Below are 18,671 nucleotides of genomic sequence, written 5' to 3' on the forward strand. Positions count from 1 at the left end.
TGTCCTGGAGGCGCGGTGCCACGTCGCCGCCTTCCCGTCGTCCTCATCACTTCCGCCACCCCCGCCCTTCCGGTGTCTCCCCGTAGCGGCTCCGGCATGACGTTTGGGGCCAAAGGATAGCTACGGGGCGCCAACGGGGGAGGGGTTGACCGCCCGAAGCCGGGCCGCCTATGTTGTTTGGCCTCAAACGAATTGGAGGCTGTGATGGCTCCCTCCGCGCCCGCACCGGGCTCCCCGGCGCACCGGGCAACCCCGGTCCCCTCGGAGCGCCAGGACCATCCGCCCACCGCCACCACGGCCCGAACCACCGCTACCACAGCCCGAACCGCCGCCCCGGCAGCCCGGGGAGCCTCCCCGACAGCCGGGAACACCGTCACGGTCGCCGGAGTCCCCGTCGACACCCGCCACTGGATCGGCGGCGAACGCCGCGCCTCCACCGGTACCTTCACCGACCGCTCACCCATCGACGGGGCGCCACTCGCCGAGATCGCCCGGGGCGGCGCCGAGGAGGCCCGGGCGGCCGTCGACGCCGCCCGCGCCGCCTTCCCCGGCTGGGCCGCGACGCCGCACCGGGAGCGCGCCCGGCTGCTGCACGTCGTCGCGGACGGCGTCGAGGCGCGCCTCGAAGACCTCGCCGCCGTCGAGACGGCGGACAACGGCGCGCTGCTGCGCTCCCACCGCAACGGTGTGATGCCCCGCGCGGCGCACAACCTCCGCTTCTTCGCCGACCGCCTGCTCGCCCTCGGCCACGAGGATTTCGCCACCCGCGGCCACACCCACCACGTGACCTGGGACCCGGCCGGCCCCGCCGCGCTCGTCACACCGTGGAACGCGCCGCTGATGCTGGCCACCTGGAAGATCGGTCCCGCGCTGGCCGCCGGTGATCCGGTGATCCTGAAACCCGCCGAGTGGACGCCGCTCACCGCGTCGCTCTTCGCGGACATCGCCGCCGAGGCCGGGCTGCCTCCGGGCGTCCTCAACGTTCTCCAGGGGTACGGGGACGAGGCCGGCGCGCCCCTCGTGTCCGACCCGGGTGTGCGCCGCATCAGCTTCACGGGCTCCGTGGCCACGGCGCGGCGGATCGCCCGTGCCGCGGCCGCGCACCTGGTGCCCACCAGCTTCGAACTCGGCGGCAAGTCGCCCCTGCTCGTCTTCGCGGACGCCGACCTCGACCTGGCCGCCGACCTCGCCGTCGAGCAGTACGACAACGCGGGCCAGGTCTGTCTGGCCGCGACCCGGCTGATCGTCGAGGAATCCGTACGGGACGCCTTCCTGGAACGCTTCACCGACCGGGCCCGTGCCCTCGTCCAGGGCGACCCGCGCGAGGAGTCCACCGACATCGGCCCCCTCATCCACCCCCAGCACCTGGAACGGGTGGACGGCTTCGTCCGGCGGGCACTGGCCGACGGCGCCACCCCGCTCCTCGGTGGCGGCCCGCACACGGAACTGAACGAGCGGACCGGCGGCACGTACTACCGGCCGACGCTGCTGACCGACGTCGCGCAGGACTCGGAGATCGTGCAGGAGGAGGTCTTCGGCCCCGTACTCACCCTCCAGAGCTTCAGTACCGAGGACGAGGCCGTGGCCCTGGCCAACGGCACTCGCTACGGACTGGCCGCCACCCTCGCCACCGGGGACCGCGAGCGCGCGGCCCGCGTCGGCGCGCGGCTCGTCGCCGGGACGGTCTGGGTCAACTGCTTCTTCGTCCGCGACCTCGCCGCACCCTTCGGCGGCTCCCGCGCGTCCGGCCTGGGCCGTGAGGGCGGCGACTGGAGCTTCGACTTCTACTGCGACGTGAAGAACACCGTCACGGCACCGAAAGGCTGGCGGCACCATGGGTGAGATCGTCGGCGCCGGTCTTCTCGCCCACGTTCCCACCATCGTCCTGCCCGAAGCGGGCCGGCGGGAGCTGAACGGGGGACGCGAGGTCAGCCTCGTACCGGGACTGCGCAGGCTGCGCCGGGACGTCTTCGAGACGCTCGACCACGACACGGTCGTCGTCCTGGACTCGCACTGGGCGACCACCGTCGAATTCGTCGTCGCCGCGCAGCACAGGCGGGCCGGGCTCTTCACCTCCGACGAACTGCCGCGCGGCATGTGCCGCATGCCCTACGACTTCCCCGGCGACCCCGAACTCGCCCACTCCACCGCCGCGTTCGCCGGTGAGCACGGCACCTGGATCACCCCGATCGACGACCCCTGCCTGCCGATCCACTACGCCACCGTCAACCTCTGGACGTACCTGGGACAGGGGCTGCCCGACAAGCGGTGGATCTCCATCGGCGTGTGCCAGACCGGGGACGACGAGGACCACCTCCGGCTCGGCCGCGCGCTCGCCGACGGCATCGCCGCACTGCCGGACCGCAAGGTGCTGCTGATCGCCTCCGGCGCGCTCTCCCACACCTTCTGGCCCCTGCGCGAACTGCGCGACCACGAAGCGAGTGACCCGGTCCACCTCCGCAGCCCCGAGGCGCGCGCCGCCGACGAACAGCGGATCGCATGGTTCCTGCGCGGCGACCACGCGCGCGTGCTGCGCACCATGCCGGAGTTCGCCGCCCACCGGCCCGAAGCGGGCTTCGGGCACTACCTGATGCTGGCGGGCGCCTTGGGGGAGGACCGGCTGACCGCGCCCGCGCGCGCCTACAGCGCGTACGAGAACTCGATCGGAACGGGACAGATCCACCTGTGGTTCGACCGCCCGGCAGGCGGCTGGACGGCGTAAGGACGCTTCCCGAGGTGCCGTGCTTCAAAGCGGGGAAGGGTGCGACAAGCCACAACACCCCTGCACCCGCGACGCGCGAACAGGGACACCCCGTGCCCGGAAACGGAGGCGCCATGAACCCAACACGCACTGCCGGACAGGACGGCACCCGCGAATACCGCCGCATCCTGCTCGACGGCGCCACCGTCCACGTCGTACGGGAGGGGAGACCCTGGTCGCAGGCGACGGCCGCCGCGTGAACGTGGCAGACGCCAATCACCTGCCACCCGTACAGCCCTCCAAGGTGATCGCGGTGCACCTCAACCACCGCAGCAGAGTCGAAGAGTTCCAAGCCTCACTGCCGCCCGCGCCCACGTACTTCCACAAGCCCGTCTCCGCCCTCAACGCGCATGGCGGCGCGGTGGTGCGCCCCGAGGGCTGCCAGTACCTCAACTACGAGGGCGAGATCGCGCTCGTCATCGGCCGCGTGTGCCGCAATGTCGCACCGGACGACGCAGGCCACCACATCGCCGGATACACCGTCGCGAACGACTACGGCCTGCACGACTTCCGGGACACCGACGCCGGTTCGATGCTCCGGGTCAAGGGCTCCGACACACTCTGCCCGTTGGGCCCCGGGCTGGTGACGGGGTGGGACTTCCGCGGCAAGTACCTGCGTACGTACGTCAACGGCGAGCTGGTGCAGGACGGTTCCACCGACGAGATGACGTGGGACATGCACTACCTCGTCGCCGACATCGCCCGGACCATCACCCTCGTCCCCGGTGACGTCCTCCTCACCGGCACGCCCGCGCACTCACGCCCCGTACGGCCGGGTGACGTCGTGGAGGTCGAGGCGGAGGGCCTGGGACGGCTGACCAACCACATCGTGGCGGGCCCGACGCCCGTCCGGGGCGACTGCGGCGCGCAGCCGACGGCCTCGGAGGAAGTCGTGTCCACGGCCCTCGGCGGTGACTGGGAATACCGCGGCGTCCGGGCCCCTCGCCGGTCCTGAGACCCCAGCCGGCCTTGAACGACCTCGCCGTACCCGGACCTTCCCGCCGTTCCTACACCTCCTCGGCGGTCCTGCCCCGCGTCGCCGGCGCACCGGACACGGACGTGGAGGCGAACAGCTCGGCGACCCGCTGCCTCTCCTGCGTCCCCCGCGGGAGCAGATACGCACAGGCGACGTACACCGCGAGGTTGACGGCCAAACCCACGATCCCCGAGGTCAGACCGTTCAGCCAGGGGATGAAGGTGGGGTAGACCGCCGAAAGTCCAGCGGCGGTGACGAAGCCGGCCACGGTTCCGGCGACCGTGCCGGTCCGGTTGCCGCGCTTCCAGAAGAGGCCGAGGAACTGCGGGACCGCGAGCTGCACCACTCCCTGGTACGCCATGATCGACAGCGTGATGAGGTTGCTGAGCCCGATGTTGGCGACCAGCGCGGCGGCCACCGTGTAGACGGCGATGGACACCTTCGCCGCCAGCAGCCGCCCCTTGTCGTTCATCGGCCGGTACACGGCCACCAGGTCGTTGGAGATGAGGGTGCCCACGGACTGGAGCACCCCGTCGGCCATGCCGATCTGCGCGGCCAGGACGCACAGGGCGATCGCGATGATGACCCACGGGCCCCCGATGTGCTGCGCCAGGGTGAACAGGGCACGGTCGGGGTTGTCGGAGACGCCGGGCAGTGTCCCGGACAGGAGGGCGGCGGTCAGCAGCAGCCCGGCGAAGACGAGCGAGGCGGGCATCACGAACACGGCGGAGCGCTTGACGCTCCGTACCCCGTCCGCGGTGAAGAGCCGGACGAACATCCCCGACAGACACCAGCCGCCCACCGACCCGGTGAAGGTCAGCGCGAAGAGATAGAGCCCGCCGCTGTCGCCGCCCGTCGGCAGCGTCAGCCGCTCCAGGGGCAGCCGCGCGAATCCGTGACCGTGTACGGCCAGGTAGACGATGAGCCCCACCAGCAGGGCCGACCCGAAGACGTACGCGATCATGCCTTGGTAGAAGTCCGTGACGACCACGCCGCGCATGCCCATGCGCACCGTCCAGAACTGGCGGGCCACCAGGACCAGCACCCCCGCGAGCACCGACTGGGAGTAGCTGAGGTGGCCGAAGGAGATGTAGTAGAAGATCAGCCCCATCGCCTGCATCCCGAGCACGGTCATCGGGAAGTTGACCAGGACCTGGATCAGCGCGGGCACGGTGCGTGACGCCGTTCCGCCGTAGCGCAGTCCGAACAGGTCGGACTGGGTGCGCAGCCCGTGCCGCTCGCCCCACATCCACACCCGCCGGGACATCAGATACATCAGCAGGTAGGCGAACAGGCCGTAGACCAGCAGATGGAAGCCGATCACCCCGCTGCCGGCGGCCATGCCCGCGTCGGCGATGAACACCGAGCCGGGGAACCAGGTGTTGAGGACCGACATGGTCTGATAGCCGCTGCCGAAGCTGCGCCCGCCGACGGCGTAGTCGGTGAAGTCGGCGTCGCGCCTGCGGTGCACGTACAGCGTGCAGAGCACTCCGCAGAAGAAGAGCGCCACCATGCCGTAGCCGAGGAAGACATTCACCGGGGTGATCCCCTCTCCGTGCCGATGCCGAGGAGGTGTCAGTCGATCTCGCCGCGGGCCGACTCGACGCAGTACAGGGCGACGACGCCTGCCGAGATGTGCGCGCCCAGGGCGAGGAAGTAGCAGACGGACAACGGGATTCCAGGCCCGCTCTGGAACCGCGGATCGCCCGCCGCCCAGTACACCGGCGGAGCCAGCGCCAGTACGGCGTCGAGCGCGAACCAGCAGCCGAACAGTGCCCACTTCCGCCGCGGGGAGAGGGCGACGGCCCAGCGGGCGAAGCGGCCGGAGAGCGCCCCGGCGGATCGCCGGGTGAATGGCGGGGCAGCCGACTGCGGGGTCGGTCGCACCGCGTCACCGGGCGTCATGGACGGTCTCCCCGTCGAAGATCGTCATCGCCACCGGCATCGTCGCGATCCCGTGCGGATCGGCGTGCGCGAGACCACCGTCCACGACGCAGATGTCGGCCACCTTGCCGGGCTCCAGCGTCCCCTTCCAGCTCTCCGCGAAGTCCTGCCACGCGGCGTTCGAGGTGTACGCGCGGACCGCGGTCTCCAGGTCGACACATTGCTCGGGGCCGCTCTGCCGCCCGCTCGCCTTCGCCTCCCGCAGCATCATCGAGGCCACACCCCGGCGCCAGTCGGGGTAGGTGATGGGCGCGTCCGAACTGGCGGTGACCGGGATGCCGGCCGCCACGGCGCTGCGTACGGGCCACTGGTAGGCGGACCGCTCGGGCCCCACGATCGCGTCCATCGCGTCCGCGGTGGCGTCCTTGACCCCGGGGTTCATGTTGATGCCCCAGCCGTGCCGCGCGAGCGTGGCGAGCGAGCGGACCGAGGCGAAGTCGCCGTGGATGACGTAGTGGCGTGCGTCCGGGCGCGGGGTCTCGGCCTGCGCCGCCTCGAAGGCCTCGACGACCGCGTCGATGCCGTGGTCCCCGGTGATGTGCACGCCGAGCTGGTGGCCCGCGGCGTGGGCGTACCGCACGATCGAGTTCAGCTCCTCGACCCGCTGGGCGTCGCTGTGGCCGTGCAGACAGAGACTGCCGTACCCGCCGCCCTCGTACTCCTCGTGCATCCAGGCCGTACGGCTCGGCGGGATGCCGTCGGCGAACAGCTTGACGCCGAGTACGCGCAGCCGCCGCGGGTCGGCTGCCGCGCACACCCCTTCCAGCTGGGCCAGCCGGTCGGGCAGATGCCGTGCCGCGCCGCCCATCTCCAGGGGAGCAGCAGCACGCTGACCCGTGCCCGCAACTCACCGGCCGATTCCAGACGCGCGTACACGTTGAGCGTCTCGGTGTCCGCGACCCCCAGGAAGAGCGAAGTGCCGCCGGGCCCGAGCCCCGGCTCGGTGAAGCTGGTGATGCCCTCGGCGTGGCAGACCGCGATCGCGGAGCGGACGGCGGCCTCGCGTGCGGAGTCGTCCATCAGCGGGACCACGGCGTTCACCAGGTCCTGCGCGCCCTCACGGAGAATGCCTGTCGGGGCGCCGTCGGCGTCGGTCTCGATGACACCGCCGGGCGGTACGGGCGTGGTGGCGGTGATGCCCGCGGCTTGCAGGGCACGGGAGTTGAGCCAGGAGGTGTGCCCGGAGAACTCGTAGAGCAGCACGGGGTGTTCCGGCGACACCTCGTCCAGGTCCTGGCGTCGCGGGGCGCGGCCCGGCTCGGCCAGACACTCCTTGAGGTAGCCGGTGTCCCATCCGTTGCCGAATATCCAGTCACCCGCCGGAAGCTCACCGGCCCTGCGGCGCACGGCCTCACGTACCCCGGTGATCGACGACACGGCGGGCCAGGCGACGTCGAGAGCGAGCGGCGGCCGGGTGGCGCCGAAGGCGGCGGCGTGCAGATGGGAGTCGTTGATCCCGGGGAGCGCGGTGCGCCCTTCGAGATCGACGACCTCGGTACGGGGACCGATGAGCGCACGGATCTCGGCGGTACTTCCGGTCGCGGCGATCAGGCCGTCGCGCACGGCGACGGCCTGGGTGCGGCGGAACGCGGCGTCGACGGTCAGCACGGTGCCGTTGACCAGCACGAGGTCTGCGGGTCCGGGCATGGAAGACCTCTTCTCGTCCGGTGTCGTTTGGGCCCAAACATATGCCCGGGAGCTGTCTCCGGCGCAAGAGGGCTGCACCAATTACCGGTACGGGATCGCAGTGGGGCGGCCGGCACGGCACCGCTGGGGCGGGAGTTCCCGCGCCGGGTGGGGTGCCCGTGCCGGGAGCCCGCCGCGTCGCCGGGCGAGGGCTCTCGCCCTGTCGCCGCCGCGTCACCCGGCGAGCCGCCCCACCCGTCGCATCACCTCGCGGCAGAAGTCACCGACCCCCTCCGGGTCGTCCGTGAACTGCGAAGGCTTGATGCAGAAGGTCGTGAAGCCCTGCTCCATCTGCTCCGGTACGGACTCCAGCGCTCGGCCGAGGTCGGCCACCGAGGTCCCGTCGGGGAAGACGGCGCGCGTCCCGCCGACCATCTCCAACCCGGACATGTCGCGCCCGGCCTCCGCCATCGCCGCGCGCAGCTTCTCCAGTTCGCCGGGCGCGGGGCGTCCCAGCGGGTTGAAGCCGTGGCCGTACGTCACCAGGCGCCGCAGCACCGCGCCGTGCAGCGACGAGCCGCCGAACCACAGCTCCGGGCCGCCCGTCCGGTACGGCTTCGGCTCCAGCCAGGCGTCGCGGAAGCGGTAGTGCTCGCCCTCGAAGGTGGCAGGACCGGGCTGCCAGAGCAGCTTCCAGGCGGCCAAGTGCTCGTCGAGCAGCCTGCCGCGCCGCGCGAACGGCACCTGGAGCGCGGCGTATTCGTCCTCGCTCCAGCTCACCGTCGGCAGCACGACGAGCCGGCCCTTGCTCAGGAGATCGAGGGTGGCCAGCTCCTTGGCCAGGAGGAGGGGTGGCGCAGCGGCGCCAGTACGGCCGCGGCGGCGAGCCGGATCCGCTCGGTGACGGCTGCCATGGCGGAGAGCAGGACGACGGAGCTGGGCCATGGTGTGTCCGGGGCCTGGTTTCCCGGAAGGGCGTACTCGCGCGGGTTGGGCATCGGGCCCTTGGCGCCGGAGTCCGGCCCGAGCGCGATGTGTTCGCTGAGCATGACCGAGTCGAATCCGGCGTCTTCCGCCTCGCGGGCCCAGCGCACCAGAGCGCCGAGGTCGCACCTGCCGCCGGTCATGGTCCAGTTCTCGGTCAGTACGAGCGTCATGCGGGGGTGGGGCTCGGTCATCCGGACTCCCGGCCGTGTTCACGTTCGCGGAGTGGTGTCTGACGTTTGGCCCCAAACGTTATGCCGGTCCGTCGCCTTCCTCAAGACCCTGGAGCGCGCGGGCTACGCCGTCGGAGGCGACGCGGGAGACGCCATTGTCGGTGACACGGGAGACGCCAGCGAAGCCGTCACGGCCACCGGCACCGACCGCCCCAGCCCGCGCAAACCGTCCACCACCATCTCCGTCAGCCACACCGCGATGTCCGGCGACCACTCCCGCGTACGGCAGTCCCAGCGCATCACCTCGCGCATCCCCACGGTGTGCACCCCACTGTCGAGGTCGAGGTCCAGCCCTGGCAGAGCACTTCGGTGTCCGGATCCGGAAGAGTCGGCGGGTTCGGGGGAGCCTGCGGAGTCGGGGCAGTTGGCGGGTTCGAGGGAGTCAACGGATACGGAGAAGTCCACGGCCCCCTGCGCCATCTCCCGTACCGCCTCGCACACGGCCTCGGCATCGCCCGCGCGCATCCCGCCGTCGCCCACCCCGCCCGTGCCGGTACGGCAGGAAACGGTGACCACCACCTCATGCCGGGCGTCCGGATCCGCCAGACCGAACCACGGCGCCAGTTCGGCCTGATGGAAAGCCGTGTTCCGCTTGACCGCCGCAAGCGGCAGCACGGCATGCACACCGGTGAACTCCATCGTGCCCACGCGAGTGAGTGTCTCGGTCAACACCAGGGCGATCGGCCGGAGGGGGAGCCCGGGACGCGGTGAGTCCGTGAGGATTCCGGCCTGCAACCAGCCCAGCTGGTGCACCTTCCCGTCCTGCGCCCAGTCACCGCCGACCTCCTCATGAGCCCACGCGGTGGGCTCATGAGCGGCCGTGGTCGCCCCGTCCTCGGTCAGCCAGCTGCTCACGGTCTGCCAGCCGTAGGAACCGGCCCGGTCGATCGCCGAGCCGAGGAGATCCTCCTCGACAGAGCCTTCGACGTCTTCGGGGCCTTCGACTCCTCCGGCGCCTTCGACACCTTCAGCGTCTTCGTCATCCCGCTCGACCACTCGGTCGAACCACGGGAAGGGCGTGAAGACCCCGTGCAGCCCAACGATCATGGTGGGGGAAAGCACATGCACTCCAAAGAACAGAAAGAACAAACGGCGCCGGAAGGGGACCCCTCCGGCGCCGCTGTCAGAGCCCGATCACGTGCCGCAGTACAGCGTCTGCGGGTCAGTGATCTTTTTGTAGGCGTCGTCCGGATACCCGATGAGGTCGACGTCGATGATGCTGCGGAAGGTGTGCTTCTGTATCAGGTTGGTGCACTTCCACGCCGCCGCCGTCCGCTTGTTGCTCCCGCCACCGGGCCAGACGGTCTTGTCGTTCTTCTTCAGGGTCTTCCAGCCCGACCCGGTCTTGACCTGGAGCCAGACCGTGACCTTGGCCTTGGCCCGCGGTCCGCGCAGCAGCTTCCACCAGCCGTGCGCGTTGATGTTTCCCTGCACCGTGTGCGAGTAGTGCACCCGGTCACCCAGGGTCTGGAAGGCCCCGACCCCGGCCGCGGCGCGGGCGGACTCGCTGCTGTAGGTGCTGCGGTCCTGCGCGGCGCCGGCGCTGTCGGCCTGCGCCGGGACAGCCACGCCGACAGCGAGCAGACCGGCCAGGGCGGCGGACGCCACCCCCGTACGGATACGCATGTGAAGTTCCCCCTCGACGTCGAGCCGTGTCACATCCGAAACACGGCCCGACTGGATTTTCGGTTGTCAGATCGACCGTGATCATAGCCCTCAGGCGCTCTTGGAGCACCCCTTGGGGAGCTTGGGGAAGAGGGTGCTCCGCGGCGTGACTCCGCCCGTGGGACGACGGTCGAGCAGCGTGGGCCGGCCGCTGAGGACGTCGGTCATCTTCAGGCCCAGCGTGGCAAGCTCCGGGTGGTGGTGGTTGACGCCCCCGAGCACCACGCCGTACTTGTTCTTGAGGACGGTCTGCGGGCCGCCCACACGCCGCCGATCCGGAAGACCCCGTACGGCCTGTGCGTGTCCGCCTCCACGGTGCCGATCACATGAGCGGTGAGGTTGCCCGCGGCGTACGGCCGGTCCGGCCGGGCCTCGATGGAGCCGAAGGACGCCCCGTCCGCGAAGCCTTCCGCACGGTAGTGGTGGTCACCGAGCTTGTAGATCTTCGCGATGGAGACGCCGTCGAAAAAGATCGACCGAGCGGACGTACTGGCCGGGGGCGCGCCGTCCGGGGCTGCGGCCCGAGGGCTCGCATGTCCCCGGCCGAGTCCGCCGGAGGAGCGCCATGGCGGCGATCGCGGGGTGGGCAGAACGTTGCGGAGCCGCGCTCCGGCCACTCATCGGTGCACAGGCAGCCCGGTCCCGTACGGGCACCGCCACATGGCGCCGTACGTGTGCAGGACGGCAGGGCGGCACGGCGTCATGCCCTCAGCCCTCCGCCGGCCTCTGCCAGCCCTCCGCCGGCGCGGAAGTGACCCGAGCGACAGCACCGTATAAGAGACCCCTCACGGGGTATTCGGGAGCGAACCGGCCCGGTACGAGGCTGCGGGCCGTGACCGTTCCCGGAAGGCGACAGCCGAACCGGTGAAGCTGCGCGAAAGGTAAGACCAGAAGTGACTGTGGGAACTGCGAGAGCCGCGGGAGCTGTGGGAACCGCGGGTACGGCGGGAGAGGAAAGCGGACTCGTCCCGGACGCCGAGGACATGCGGCGATCGGTGGCCGCCCGGTTCCGCGCCTGGGTGGACACCGAAGCCCACGCCCTGCCGCTGCCGGGAGCGGGACGGACCCAGGAGCGCTTCGCCGCCCTGTACGCACTCGGCCGCACCGACCTGTCACTGGCCCGCCTGGCCGAGGGCCACGCCGACGCCACGGCCATCCTGCACGAACTGGGCTCCGCCCCGCCCGGCCCGGGGGAGTGCTGGGGCGTGTGGGCCGCGCAGCCACCGAACACCGGCCTGCTCGCCCGTGAGGAGGGCGGCCAGTGGCTCCTGGACGGGCACAAGGCCTACTGTTCCGGCGCACACTCGTGCACCCATGCCCTGGTCACCGCCGACACTCCGCACGGGCGCCGGCTCTTCGCCGTACGCACCGACCACCCCGGATACGTGCCCCTGGAGGGAACCTGGCAGGCCATCGGGATGGCCGGCAGCGACACCCCTGACGTGCGCTTCACGGCGGTGCCGGCCCGGCCCGTCGGCGCCGTGGGGGCCTACCTGGACCGGCCGGGCTTTCAGCACGGCGGCATCGGAGTCGCCGCATGCTGGCTCGGCGGTGCGCGGGCCGTCGCCGACACTCTCCAGACCGCCGCCGGTTCCGCCGGCACTCCGGACCCGCTGACCGCCGCGCACCTGGGCGCGGTGGACATGGCGCTGCACGGCGCGCACAGCGTGTTGCAGCAGGCGGCGCAGGCCATCGACGCCGACCCGTCGGACACCTCGGGCACCGCCCGGCTGCGCGGCCTGCGCGTCAGGGCGATCGCCGAGCAGGCCTGCCGCGACGTCCTGGACCGGGTCGGGCGGGCCACCGGCGCGGGGCCTCTGTGCCACGACCCGCGCCACGCCCGCAACGTCGCCGACCTGACCGTCTACATCCGCCAGCATCACGCCGACCGCAACCTCGCCGAACTCGGGTCCCTCGTGGCGCAGGAAGCCGGGCCGCGCCGATGACCGAAACCTTCGACCGCGAGACCGCCGCCGCGGCTATCGAGGCCCCCGGCACCCCGGAGGAGCACTGGGCCGCCTGGGACGGCCTGGCACAGCTGCCCGCCGTACCGCCGCCGTCCGGGCCCGTCGTGGTGGTCGCCGCCCACCCCGACGACGAGGTACTCGGCTTCGGCGGCACGATGGTGCAGCTCACCGGCGCCATCCAGCTCGTCACCGTCACCGACGGGGAAGGCTCGCACCCGCACCTTCCCGCAGGCCGGATCGCCGCACTGCGCGCGGCCGAACTCGAACGCGCCCTCGGTGCCCTCGCCCCGCGCGACTGCCGTACGCACCGGCTGCACATCCCCGACACGGACGTCGGCGCCCACGAGAAACAGCTGACACGACAGCTCGCCACGTTGCTGCGGCAGACCGGAGCCCGGCTGTGCGTCGCACCGTTCACCGGCGATCTGCACGCCGACCACGAGGCCGCCGGACGCGCCGCGGCCGCCGCCGCCCGGCAGGCCGGCATCCCCTGCTGGCACTACCCGATATGGATGTGGCACTGGGGCCTCACCCGGCGACCCGCGCGTGCCCTGGCCCACCGCGCGCCGCCTGCTCCTGCCCCCTTGGGCGCAGGACCGTAAGCAGGCAGCGATCCACCACTTCACCAGCCAGATCACCCCGTTCAGCCTCGCCACCGACGCCGTCACCCACGCGGGCACCGACACCGACGCAGACACAAACGCCGACACCGACGCCGGCCCTGCCCCCGACACCGTGATCCTCCCTCCCACCGAACTCGCCCACCACACCCGCCCCTTCGAGACGGTCTTCGTATGAGCACCAGCCAGGCAACGCCCCCGTCCTACTTCGCCGACATGTACGCCCACGCCGCCGACCCCTGGCACCTGGCGGACCGGTGGTACGAACAGCGCAAGTACGCCCTGACCGTCGCCGCGCTGCCCCGCCGCCGCTACCGCCGGGCCTTCGAGCCGGGCTGCTCCGTCGGCGTCCTGACCCGGCTCCTGGCCGAACGGTGCGACGAAGTACTGGCCACCGACCGGGTACCGTCAGCCGTCCGTGCGGCCGCCGCCCGCAACCAGGACCAGCCGCACGTCGAGGTACGCCCCCTGGCGATCCCGGACCAGTGGCCCGACGGGACCTTCGACCTCGTCGTCCTGTCGGAACTGCTCTACTACTTCGACGACGCCACCCTGCACACCGTCCTCCACCGCACCGTCGACAGCCTTCAGCCCGGGGCGACCCTGGTCACCGTGCACTGGGACCACCCGGTCGAGGACCACCTGCGTACCGGAGCCCAGCTCGCCCCGCTGCTCGCCGCCGTACCCGAACTCGCCCCCGTCACCCGGCTGGACGACCCCGACTTCGTACTGCAGACCTTCACCCGGCGCCTGCCCGACGGCAGCACCGCCCCCACTCCCGCGGCAGCCGAGGGTCTGGTGTGAACCGCCCGCCCCTGCCTCCCACCGCCCTGGTGGTCGCCATTCCCGCCCACAACGAGGCGGCGACCCTGCCTGCCACCCTCCGCGCCCTGCACACCGCCACTCAGCATCCACGGCTGCTCGCACACGACCTGCCGGTGGTCACCGTCGTCGCCGCCGACGCCTGCTTCGACAGCACTGCCGCTCTCGCCCGGCACCACGGCGCCCATGTCGTTCAGCTGGCCCGGCGCAACGTCGGAGCGGCCCGGGCCGCGGCCGTCGCACACGGTCTCGGCCTGCTGGGGCCCGCGGCGGACCGGGCCTGGATCGCCACGACCGACGCCGACACCCTCGTTCCCGCCACCTGGCTGACCTACCAGGTCGAGCAGGCGATCGCCGGATGGGACTGCGTACTGGGCACCATACGCATCGCCCCTCACCCTTCCCTCAGCAATGTCACCGCCCAGCATCACCACTCCCGCTACTTCGCCGGACGCCCCGAGCGCGGCCATGCCTGGGACCATCCCCACGTACACGGCGCCAACCTGGGCGTCGCAGCTCACGCCTACCATCGGGCCCACGGCTTCCCCGCCCTCACCCACAGCGAAGACCACGCGCTGGCAACCGCGCTGCGACGCACCGGCGCCCGCATCCTCAGGACCGACCACTGCCCGGTCCTCACCTCAGGACGGACCACCCCCGAGCCCCCCATGGGTTCGGCACCTACCTGCAGAACCTGACCCCGTCCCCAGTCACCTGACCCCACAGACCCCGCAGCCCCCACCCCCAGCCATCTGATTCCCACCACTGACTTCAACCAGATGCCTCCCAGTCACCTGGCCGGTCATCTGGCCGCGGCCTGTGGCTCAGGCCGGCCGGGCAGGAGCAGGCAGAGCGGTACGGCGACGACGCTGAAGGCGATCGACCACCAGAAGGCGTCGCTGAAGCCGCCGGCCAGAGTGTCCGGGGTACGGGCGTCGCCGAGGGTGTGCTGGAGGACGACGGCGAGTACGGCGGTGCCGACCGAGCCGCCGAGCTGCTGGGCGACCCGGGCGATGATGCTGGCGTCGGGGATCTCCTGGTGGGTCAGCCCGATGTAGGCGGCGCCGTTGAGCGGGACCATGGCGGCGCCCATGCCGATACCGCGTACGAGCAGTGCGGCCATGAGCCACACCTTGTCGGTGCCGGCTCCCGCGAAGGCGAACGGCACGGTGGCCGCGGTGGCGAGGGCGAACCCGGCGAAGGCGACCCAGCGAGGGCCGACGCGGTCGGTGTAGTGACCGGCCCGGGTGCGCGCGAGGAACGCGCCGATGCCCTGCGGGATGAGCAGGAGCCCGGCGCCGAGCGCGTCCTCGCCGCGGACCTGCTGCCAGTACAGCGGCAGCAGCAGCATCGCCCCGTACAGCGTGACACCGCCCAGGAAGCTCAAGGAAGCGGCGGAGGCCAGCGGACGGTGACGGAAGAGCCGCAGGTCGACCAGTGCACCGGCACGTGACAGCGCCCAGGCGGCGAAGCCGCCGACCAGGGCGATACCGCCGGTCAGCGGCACGAGCACCGTGGCGCTGACGACGCCCGTGCTGCCCTCGACCCGGGACAGCCCGTAGATGACGGCGGCGACACCGGGGGAGAGGAGGAGCAGGCCGACGACATCCAGGCGGGCGCGGGGGCGGCCGGGGGCGGGGCGGTCGTCGGGCAGGTTGCGCCGGGCGAGCCAGATGCCGACGAGGCAGAAGGGGATGTTGACGAAGAAGATCCAGCGCCAGTCGGCGAGGCTCAGGATGACGCCGCCCAGAACCGGGCCGAGGACGGGGCCGAGCGCGGTGGGCAGGGTGACGGTGGCCATGACCTTGCCGATGTTGCGGCCCTTGGCGGCCTGGACGACCAGAGTGGCCATGAGCGGCATCATGATGCCGCCGCCGATGCCCTGGACGACGCGGAAGGCGATGAGGCTGGTCGCGTCCCAGGCCAGCGCGCACAGCACCGAGCCGAGCAGGAACGTGCCCAGCGCGGTGATCCACAGGCGCTTGCCGCCGAGCCGGGACTGGGCCCATCCGGCGAGCGGGATGGTGACGAACACGGCCAGCAGATAGCCGGTGCTCACCCACTGGATCGTGGACAGCGGAGCGCCCAGTTCCGCTGCGAGGTCGTTGAGGGCGACGGTGACGACGGTGGTGTCGAAGACGACGGCGAGGGCGCCGACGATGACGGTGAAGGCCAAGCGCCACACGGCGGGGTCGACGCGGTCGGGGTCCGGTGGCGCGGAACCGGCTCCGACCGCTGCCGTGGGCCTGGCCTCGGCCGCTGCCGCAGTCGCGGCCTCGCCCCGCTCCGGGTGGGAAGAACTCATGGAACAACCGCCTTAAGATATAAGATCGTATCTTGCGGTCGTCAGAGTAGGCGCCCGGAATAAGATAGGCAAGTCTATCTAAAGGAGGTTCGGATGCCCGAGAGGCGCCGCGGAGCGGCACTGGAGAAGGCACTGCTCGACGCGGCCTGGGAGGAACTCACGACCAACGGCTACGCCAGGTTCACCATGGACGCCGTCGTCCAGCGCGCCGGAACCAGCCCGCCCGTGCTCTATCGCCGCTGGTCCGACCGCGACGAACTCGTCCGGGCGGTCATCACCCACGTCCTGGAACAGTGGCGGGTCGACACTCCCGACACGGGGAGTCTGCGCGAGGACGTCCTCACCCTCATGCGGACGATCAACGCCACCCGCGTCCAGCACATCACCGTCATGAGTGTGCACCTGGCCGGCTACTACCAGGAGACGGGCGCCAGCCCTGGCGACCTCCTCACCACGGGACGCGAGGAAGCCGCCGACGTACTCTTCGACCGAGCCGTCGACCGCGGGGAGATCACCCCCGAACGCCTCACCGGACGTATCAAGTCCCTCCCCTTCGACCTGCTGCGCCACGAGATCCTCACGACCTTCGCCCCCGTCCCCGACCACGTACTCGAGGAGATCGTCGACACGGTCTTCCTCCCGCTCGTGCGCTGACCGCGGCACCTTTCGTCAACGATTCCGGCAGCAATCACCAACAGATTGACTCTGACGAGTGAGCTGAACCTGGACAAATGCGCCGGGATCTAGTGATCAAGAAGCGGGGTGGGGAGACTCGTCGGCGTAGACCACTTCAGCAGGGAAGGAAGGCCCATGGGACACCGACAGGAGGCCGACGGCCAGGTCGGCGGCCCGTTCTCCAGCCCGGGCGACCCGGGAAACCCGGCGCCGCAGGGTGAGGACGAAGGCGAAGATGACGACGAAGGCCGCTCCTGAGAGCCCCCTCGACACCTGGATGCGGCCGAGCTGCGCCGGCGGTGCGCAGCGACGATCGACACCTACGGGCCGGGCTACTTCGAGGGCCGTCCGTGGCTGCGGCAGGCTTTCCTCGACATCCCGCGCGAACACTTCGTCCCCGACCGGTACTGGTCCACTGCCCAACGCGAGGGCCGCTTCCCGGTGCTGGACCGCACCGAGCGGCCCCACGCCTGGCTCAAGCGGATCTACCGGCCGCTCGCCCCGCTCATCACCCAGATCGCCCTCGGCGAGATCCGGCCCGAGGACGGGCCCACCGACTGCGGCGATTTCACCAGCTCCGTCTCGTGTCCCGCCGCGGTCGTCGGCATGCTGCACCATCTCGACCCCCGGCCCGGCGAGCGAATCCTGGAAATCGGAACGGGCAGTGGCTACAACTCCGCCCTGCTCGCCCACCGCATCGGTGCCGCCGCCCTCGTCACGGTCGACATCGATGCGGCCCTCGCCGCCCGGGCCGAGAGCAAACTGGCCCAACTCGGCATGACGCCGACGGTCGTCACCGGCGACGGGGAACAGGGCTACGAGCAAGCAGCGCCCTTCGACGGCATCCTGTCCACCGCCGCCGTCCGCGAGATCCCCCAGGCCTGGCTGCACCAGGTCCGCCCGGGGGCGTGATCGTCACACCGGTGGACACCCCGTTCAACTGCGACGGCCTGTGCCGCCTGGTGTGCGACGGACAGGGCAATGCCACCGGCCGGATGGTGGGGGGCCTGGACTTCATGAAGGTGCGCGGCCAGCGCGAGCGCCGACCGTACAGCGAACTGGGCTGGCCCTTGTGGAGCGACTACCACGTCACCGCGGGGCCCGCGGGGCAGCGCATCCGTACCCCCTGACAGACCGGCAATCCCCCTGGCGCCAGGCACGTACAGCCTGCCCTGAACGGAGGGGCCTGGACGGCACGGGCGGGCACAGGCGGGCCTGGACGTGCCAAGGCCACGCGGCACGGCTCGGGAGCCGTTCGCCGGGGAGGCAGGTCACGAAGAGGACGCGCGATCGGTGCGGTGACCGGCCGTCACCGCCCTCTCCTCATGCGACGACTCCCTCGGTGGTGCACACCTCGTCCAGCAGCTCGACCAGCTTGACTGGCTCGTCGATCATCGCGTCGTGGCCGCTGCGCAGCTCGAAGGAGCGCCAGCCGGCAGACGTGTCGACTCGGGACATGTCGGCCCACGGCCCGTGGTCCTGCCCGTCCCCGGTGACACAGCGGATGTAGACCTGCTCGACGCCGTCGTTCCAGCCGTCCGGCAGGTGCAGTGGCGTGGCGACCGTGGCGTACGGATGCGGGCTCAGCCGACGCTGCACCCAGGCCGCGTCGTCGCCCCGTACCCCCATGGCGGCCGCGTCGCCCGGCGGGAGCACCTCCACACCGTCGATCACCGTGCGCATGCGGGAGAGGTGGCCGCCGAAGGGGGTCACGCTGACGATGCTGTCGCCGTCCACCGGTACCGGGCTGTCCAGATAGATCAGCCGGCGCACGGCAGGGTGCCGCAGCCGGGCGGTGACACCGGCCGCGACCATGCCACCGTAGCTGTGCCCGACCAACGTCACATCAGTCAGTTCCTCCGCCTCGATCAGCTGCAGAACGTCGGTGACGTGCGTGTCCAGATCGACGTCCGGGGTCAGCAGATGCGCTCGCTCGCCGAGGCCGGTGAGCGTGACCGCGTACGGGTCGTGGCCCCGGGCTCGCAGCGGTGCGAGCGTCTTGCGCCAGCACCAGCCGCCGTGCTGAGCGCCGGGGATGAGAATCAGGGGGCTGCCGGAGGTGGGCATGGAGGCTCCTTACGTGGCGTACGTCT

The 18,671-nt window shown here is 71.3% G+C and carries 20 protein-coding genes and 2 pseudogenes; 12 read left to right on the plus strand and 10 right to left on the minus strand.

What is annotated here, in order from left to right; translation table 11 throughout:
• Window positions 1-204 precede the first annotated feature (204 nt).
• The 3 genes and pseudogenes from ACEXOX_RS43260 to ACEXOX_RS43270 all read left to right on the plus strand — a co-directional run bounded on the left by ACEXOX_RS43260 (window position 205) and on the right by ACEXOX_RS43270 (window position 3,716).
• Complete coding sequence (locus tag ACEXOX_RS43260; RefSeq protein WP_406526077.1) at window positions 205-1,842, plus strand: aldehyde dehydrogenase; 1,638 nt, start codon at window positions 205-207, stop codon at window positions 1,840-1,842.
• Window positions 1,835-2,722 carry a 3,4-dihydroxyphenylacetate 2,3-dioxygenase gene (locus ACEXOX_RS43265; protein ID WP_406526078.1) on the plus strand — a complete coding sequence of 296 codons (888 nt, stop codon included), beginning with the start codon at window positions 1,835-1,837 and terminating at the stop codon, window positions 2,720-2,722. The genes ACEXOX_RS43260 and ACEXOX_RS43265 overlap by 8 nt, the downstream gene beginning before the upstream one ends.
• Before the next feature lie 113 nt (window positions 2,723-2,835).
• Window positions 2,836-3,716: pseudogene (locus tag ACEXOX_RS43270) on the plus strand (fumarylacetoacetate hydrolase family protein).
• A gap of 52 nt (window positions 3,717-3,768) precedes the next feature.
• Here the strand turns inward: ACEXOX_RS43270 and ACEXOX_RS43275 are convergent.
• From ACEXOX_RS43275 to ACEXOX_RS43310, 8 genes and pseudogenes are all read right to left on the minus strand, one after another.
• A complete protein-coding gene (locus tag ACEXOX_RS43275) occupies window positions 3,769-5,274 on the minus strand; it encodes a sodium:solute symporter (RefSeq protein WP_406526079.1) in 1,506 nt (501 codons plus the stop codon).
• 38 nt (window positions 5,275-5,312) lie between these two features.
• Window positions 5,313-5,642 (minus strand): hypothetical protein, encoded by a 330-nt coding sequence (locus ACEXOX_RS43280; RefSeq protein WP_406526080.1) that lies wholly within the window; start codon window positions 5,640-5,642, stop codon window positions 5,313-5,315.
• A complete protein-coding gene (locus tag ACEXOX_RS43285) occupies window positions 5,629-6,375 on the minus strand; it encodes an amidohydrolase family protein (RefSeq protein WP_406526673.1) in 747 nt (248 codons plus the stop codon). Before ACEXOX_RS43285 ends, ACEXOX_RS43280 begins: the two co-directional genes overlap by 14 nt.
• Window positions 6,270-7,328 carry an amidohydrolase gene (locus ACEXOX_RS43290; RefSeq protein ID WP_406526081.1) on the minus strand — a complete coding sequence of 353 codons (1,059 nt, stop codon included), beginning with the start codon at window positions 7,326-7,328 and terminating at the stop codon, window positions 6,270-6,272. The genes ACEXOX_RS43285 and ACEXOX_RS43290 overlap by 106 nt, the downstream gene beginning before the upstream one ends.
• 213 nt (window positions 7,329-7,541) lie before the next feature.
• Window positions 7,542-8,485, minus strand: a pseudogene (locus ACEXOX_RS43295) (TIGR03619 family F420-dependent LLM class oxidoreductase).
• A gap of 102 nt (window positions 8,486-8,587) precedes the next feature.
• Complete coding sequence (locus ACEXOX_RS43300; protein WP_406526082.1) at window positions 8,588-9,571, minus strand: hypothetical protein; 984 nt, start codon at window positions 9,569-9,571, stop codon at window positions 8,588-8,590.
• A gap of 87 nt (window positions 9,572-9,658) precedes the next feature.
• Window positions 9,659-10,150, minus strand: a complete 492-nt coding sequence (locus ACEXOX_RS43305; RefSeq protein ID WP_406526083.1) for a hypothetical protein — start codon at window positions 10,148-10,150, stop codon at window positions 9,659-9,661.
• A 90-nt stretch (window positions 10,151-10,240) separates the two neighbouring features.
• The gene (locus ACEXOX_RS43310) at window positions 10,241-10,453 is read right to left on the minus strand and encodes a hypothetical protein (RefSeq protein WP_406526084.1); all 213 of its coding nucleotides are present in this window, start codon (window positions 10,451-10,453) and stop codon (window positions 10,241-10,243) included.
• A gap of 719 nt (window positions 10,454-11,172) precedes the next feature.
• On the opposite strand from ACEXOX_RS43310, the gene ACEXOX_RS43315 reads away from it, so the two are divergent.
• From ACEXOX_RS43315 to ACEXOX_RS43335, 5 genes are read left to right on the plus strand one after another with little or no spacing between them, the layout of a single operon-like run.
• Window positions 11,173-12,135, plus strand: coding sequence for an acyl-CoA dehydrogenase family protein (locus ACEXOX_RS43315; RefSeq protein WP_406526085.1), 963 nt, complete (start codon window positions 11,173-11,175; stop codon window positions 12,133-12,135).
• The gene (locus tag ACEXOX_RS43320) at window positions 12,132-12,758 is read left to right on the plus strand and encodes a PIG-L deacetylase family protein (protein ID WP_406526086.1); all 627 of its coding nucleotides are present in this window, start codon (window positions 12,132-12,134) and stop codon (window positions 12,756-12,758) included. The genes ACEXOX_RS43315 and ACEXOX_RS43320 overlap by 4 nt, the downstream gene beginning before the upstream one ends.
• Entirely contained in the window at window positions 12,703-12,954 is a 252-nt protein-coding gene (locus ACEXOX_RS43325; RefSeq protein WP_406526087.1) for a hypothetical protein, read from the plus strand. The genes ACEXOX_RS43320 and ACEXOX_RS43325 overlap by 56 nt, the downstream gene beginning before the upstream one ends.
• Window positions 12,951-13,580, plus strand: a complete 630-nt coding sequence (locus tag ACEXOX_RS43330; protein WP_406526088.1) for a class I SAM-dependent methyltransferase — start codon at window positions 12,951-12,953, stop codon at window positions 13,578-13,580. The genes ACEXOX_RS43325 and ACEXOX_RS43330 overlap by 4 nt, the downstream gene beginning before the upstream one ends.
• Window positions 13,577-14,296 carry a glycosyltransferase gene (locus ACEXOX_RS43335; protein WP_406526089.1) on the plus strand — a complete coding sequence of 240 codons (720 nt, stop codon included), beginning with the start codon at window positions 13,577-13,579 and terminating at the stop codon, window positions 14,294-14,296. The genes ACEXOX_RS43330 and ACEXOX_RS43335 overlap by 4 nt, the downstream gene beginning before the upstream one ends.
• 104 nt (window positions 14,297-14,400) lie before the next feature.
• Here ACEXOX_RS43335 and ACEXOX_RS43340 read toward each other — a convergent pair whose 3' ends face one another.
• Entirely contained in the window at window positions 14,401-15,903 is a 1,503-nt protein-coding gene (locus ACEXOX_RS43340; protein WP_406526090.1) for an MDR family MFS transporter, read from the minus strand.
• Between the two features lie 93 nt (window positions 15,904-15,996).
• Between ACEXOX_RS43340 and ACEXOX_RS43345 the strand changes: the two genes are divergently transcribed.
• The 4 genes from ACEXOX_RS43345 to ACEXOX_RS43360 all read left to right on the plus strand — a co-directional run bounded on the left by ACEXOX_RS43345 (window position 15,997) and on the right by ACEXOX_RS43360 (window position 17,708).
• Entirely contained in the window at window positions 15,997-16,557 is a 561-nt protein-coding gene (locus ACEXOX_RS43345; RefSeq protein ID WP_406526092.1) for a TetR/AcrR family transcriptional regulator, read from the plus strand.
• Between the two features lie 156 nt (window positions 16,558-16,713).
• Window positions 16,714-16,836 carry a hypothetical protein gene (locus ACEXOX_RS43350; protein ID WP_406526093.1) on the plus strand — a complete coding sequence of 41 codons (123 nt, stop codon included), beginning with the start codon at window positions 16,714-16,716 and terminating at the stop codon, window positions 16,834-16,836.
• Window positions 16,837-17,019: 183 nt separating this feature from the next.
• On the plus strand, window positions 17,020-17,490 hold the full coding sequence (locus tag ACEXOX_RS43355) for a methyltransferase domain-containing protein (RefSeq protein ID WP_406526094.1): 471 nt from the start codon (window positions 17,020-17,022) through the stop codon (window positions 17,488-17,490).
• Window positions 17,487-17,708 (plus strand): hypothetical protein, encoded by a 222-nt coding sequence (locus ACEXOX_RS43360; RefSeq protein ID WP_406526096.1) that lies wholly within the window; start codon window positions 17,487-17,489, stop codon window positions 17,706-17,708. Before ACEXOX_RS43355 ends, ACEXOX_RS43360 begins: the two co-directional genes overlap by 4 nt.
• Before the next feature lie 193 nt (window positions 17,709-17,901).
• On the opposite strand, the gene ACEXOX_RS43365 is transcribed toward ACEXOX_RS43360, so the two are convergent.
• Complete coding sequence (locus ACEXOX_RS43365) at window positions 17,902-18,645, minus strand: alpha/beta fold hydrolase (protein ID WP_406526097.1); 744 nt, start codon at window positions 18,643-18,645, stop codon at window positions 17,902-17,904.
• Window positions 18,646-18,671 lie beyond the last annotated feature (26 nt).

Origin of the sequence: Streptomyces sp. Ac-502, assembly GCF_045222935.1 — a bacterium.
GTDB lineage: Bacteria > Actinomycetota > Actinomycetes > Streptomycetales > Streptomycetaceae > Streptomyces > Streptomyces monomycini.

What these genes read in the sequence shown, in the direction of transcription:
- ACEXOX_RS43265 (WP_406526078.1), top strand. Translation starts at nt 1,835, where the DNA reads ATGGGTGAGATCGTCGGCGCCGGTCTTCTCGCCCACGTTCCCACCATC.
- ACEXOX_RS43300 (WP_406526082.1), bottom strand. Translation starts at nt 9,571, where the DNA reads ATGATCGTTGGGCTGCACGGGGTCTTCACGCCCTTCCCGTGGTTCGAC.
- ACEXOX_RS43365 (WP_406526097.1), bottom strand. Translation starts at nt 18,645, where the DNA reads ATGCCCACCTCCGGCAGCCCCCTGATTCTCATCCCCGGCGCTCAGCAC.
- ACEXOX_RS43330 (WP_406526088.1), top strand. Translation starts at nt 12,951, where the DNA reads ATGAGCACCAGCCAGGCAACGCCCCCGTCCTACTTCGCCGACATGTAC.
- ACEXOX_RS43340 (WP_406526090.1), bottom strand. Translation starts at nt 15,903, where the DNA reads ATGAGTTCTTCCCACCCGGAGCGGGGCGAGGCCGCGACTGCGGCAGCG.
- ACEXOX_RS43345 (WP_406526092.1), top strand. Translation starts at nt 15,997, where the DNA reads ATGCCCGAGAGGCGCCGCGGAGCGGCACTGGAGAAGGCACTGCTCGAC.
- ACEXOX_RS43315 (WP_406526085.1), top strand. Translation starts at nt 11,173, where the DNA reads ATGCGGCGATCGGTGGCCGCCCGGTTCCGCGCCTGGGTGGACACCGAA.
- ACEXOX_RS43305 (WP_406526083.1), bottom strand. Translation starts at nt 10,150, where the DNA reads ATGCGTATCCGTACGGGGGTGGCGTCCGCCGCCCTGGCCGGTCTGCTC.
- ACEXOX_RS43260 (WP_406526077.1), top strand. Translation starts at nt 205, where the DNA reads ATGGCTCCCTCCGCGCCCGCACCGGGCTCCCCGGCGCACCGGGCAACC.
- ACEXOX_RS43350 (WP_406526093.1), top strand. Translation starts at nt 16,714, where the DNA reads ATGGGACACCGACAGGAGGCCGACGGCCAGGTCGGCGGCCCGTTCTCC.
- ACEXOX_RS43320 (WP_406526086.1), top strand. Translation starts at nt 12,132, where the DNA reads ATGACCGAAACCTTCGACCGCGAGACCGCCGCCGCGGCTATCGAGGCC.
- ACEXOX_RS43290 (WP_406526081.1), bottom strand. Translation starts at nt 7,328, where the DNA reads ATGCCCGGACCCGCAGACCTCGTGCTGGTCAACGGCACCGTGCTGACC.
- ACEXOX_RS43280 (WP_406526080.1), bottom strand. Translation starts at nt 5,642, where the DNA reads ATGACGCCCGGTGACGCGGTGCGACCGACCCCGCAGTCGGCTGCCCCG.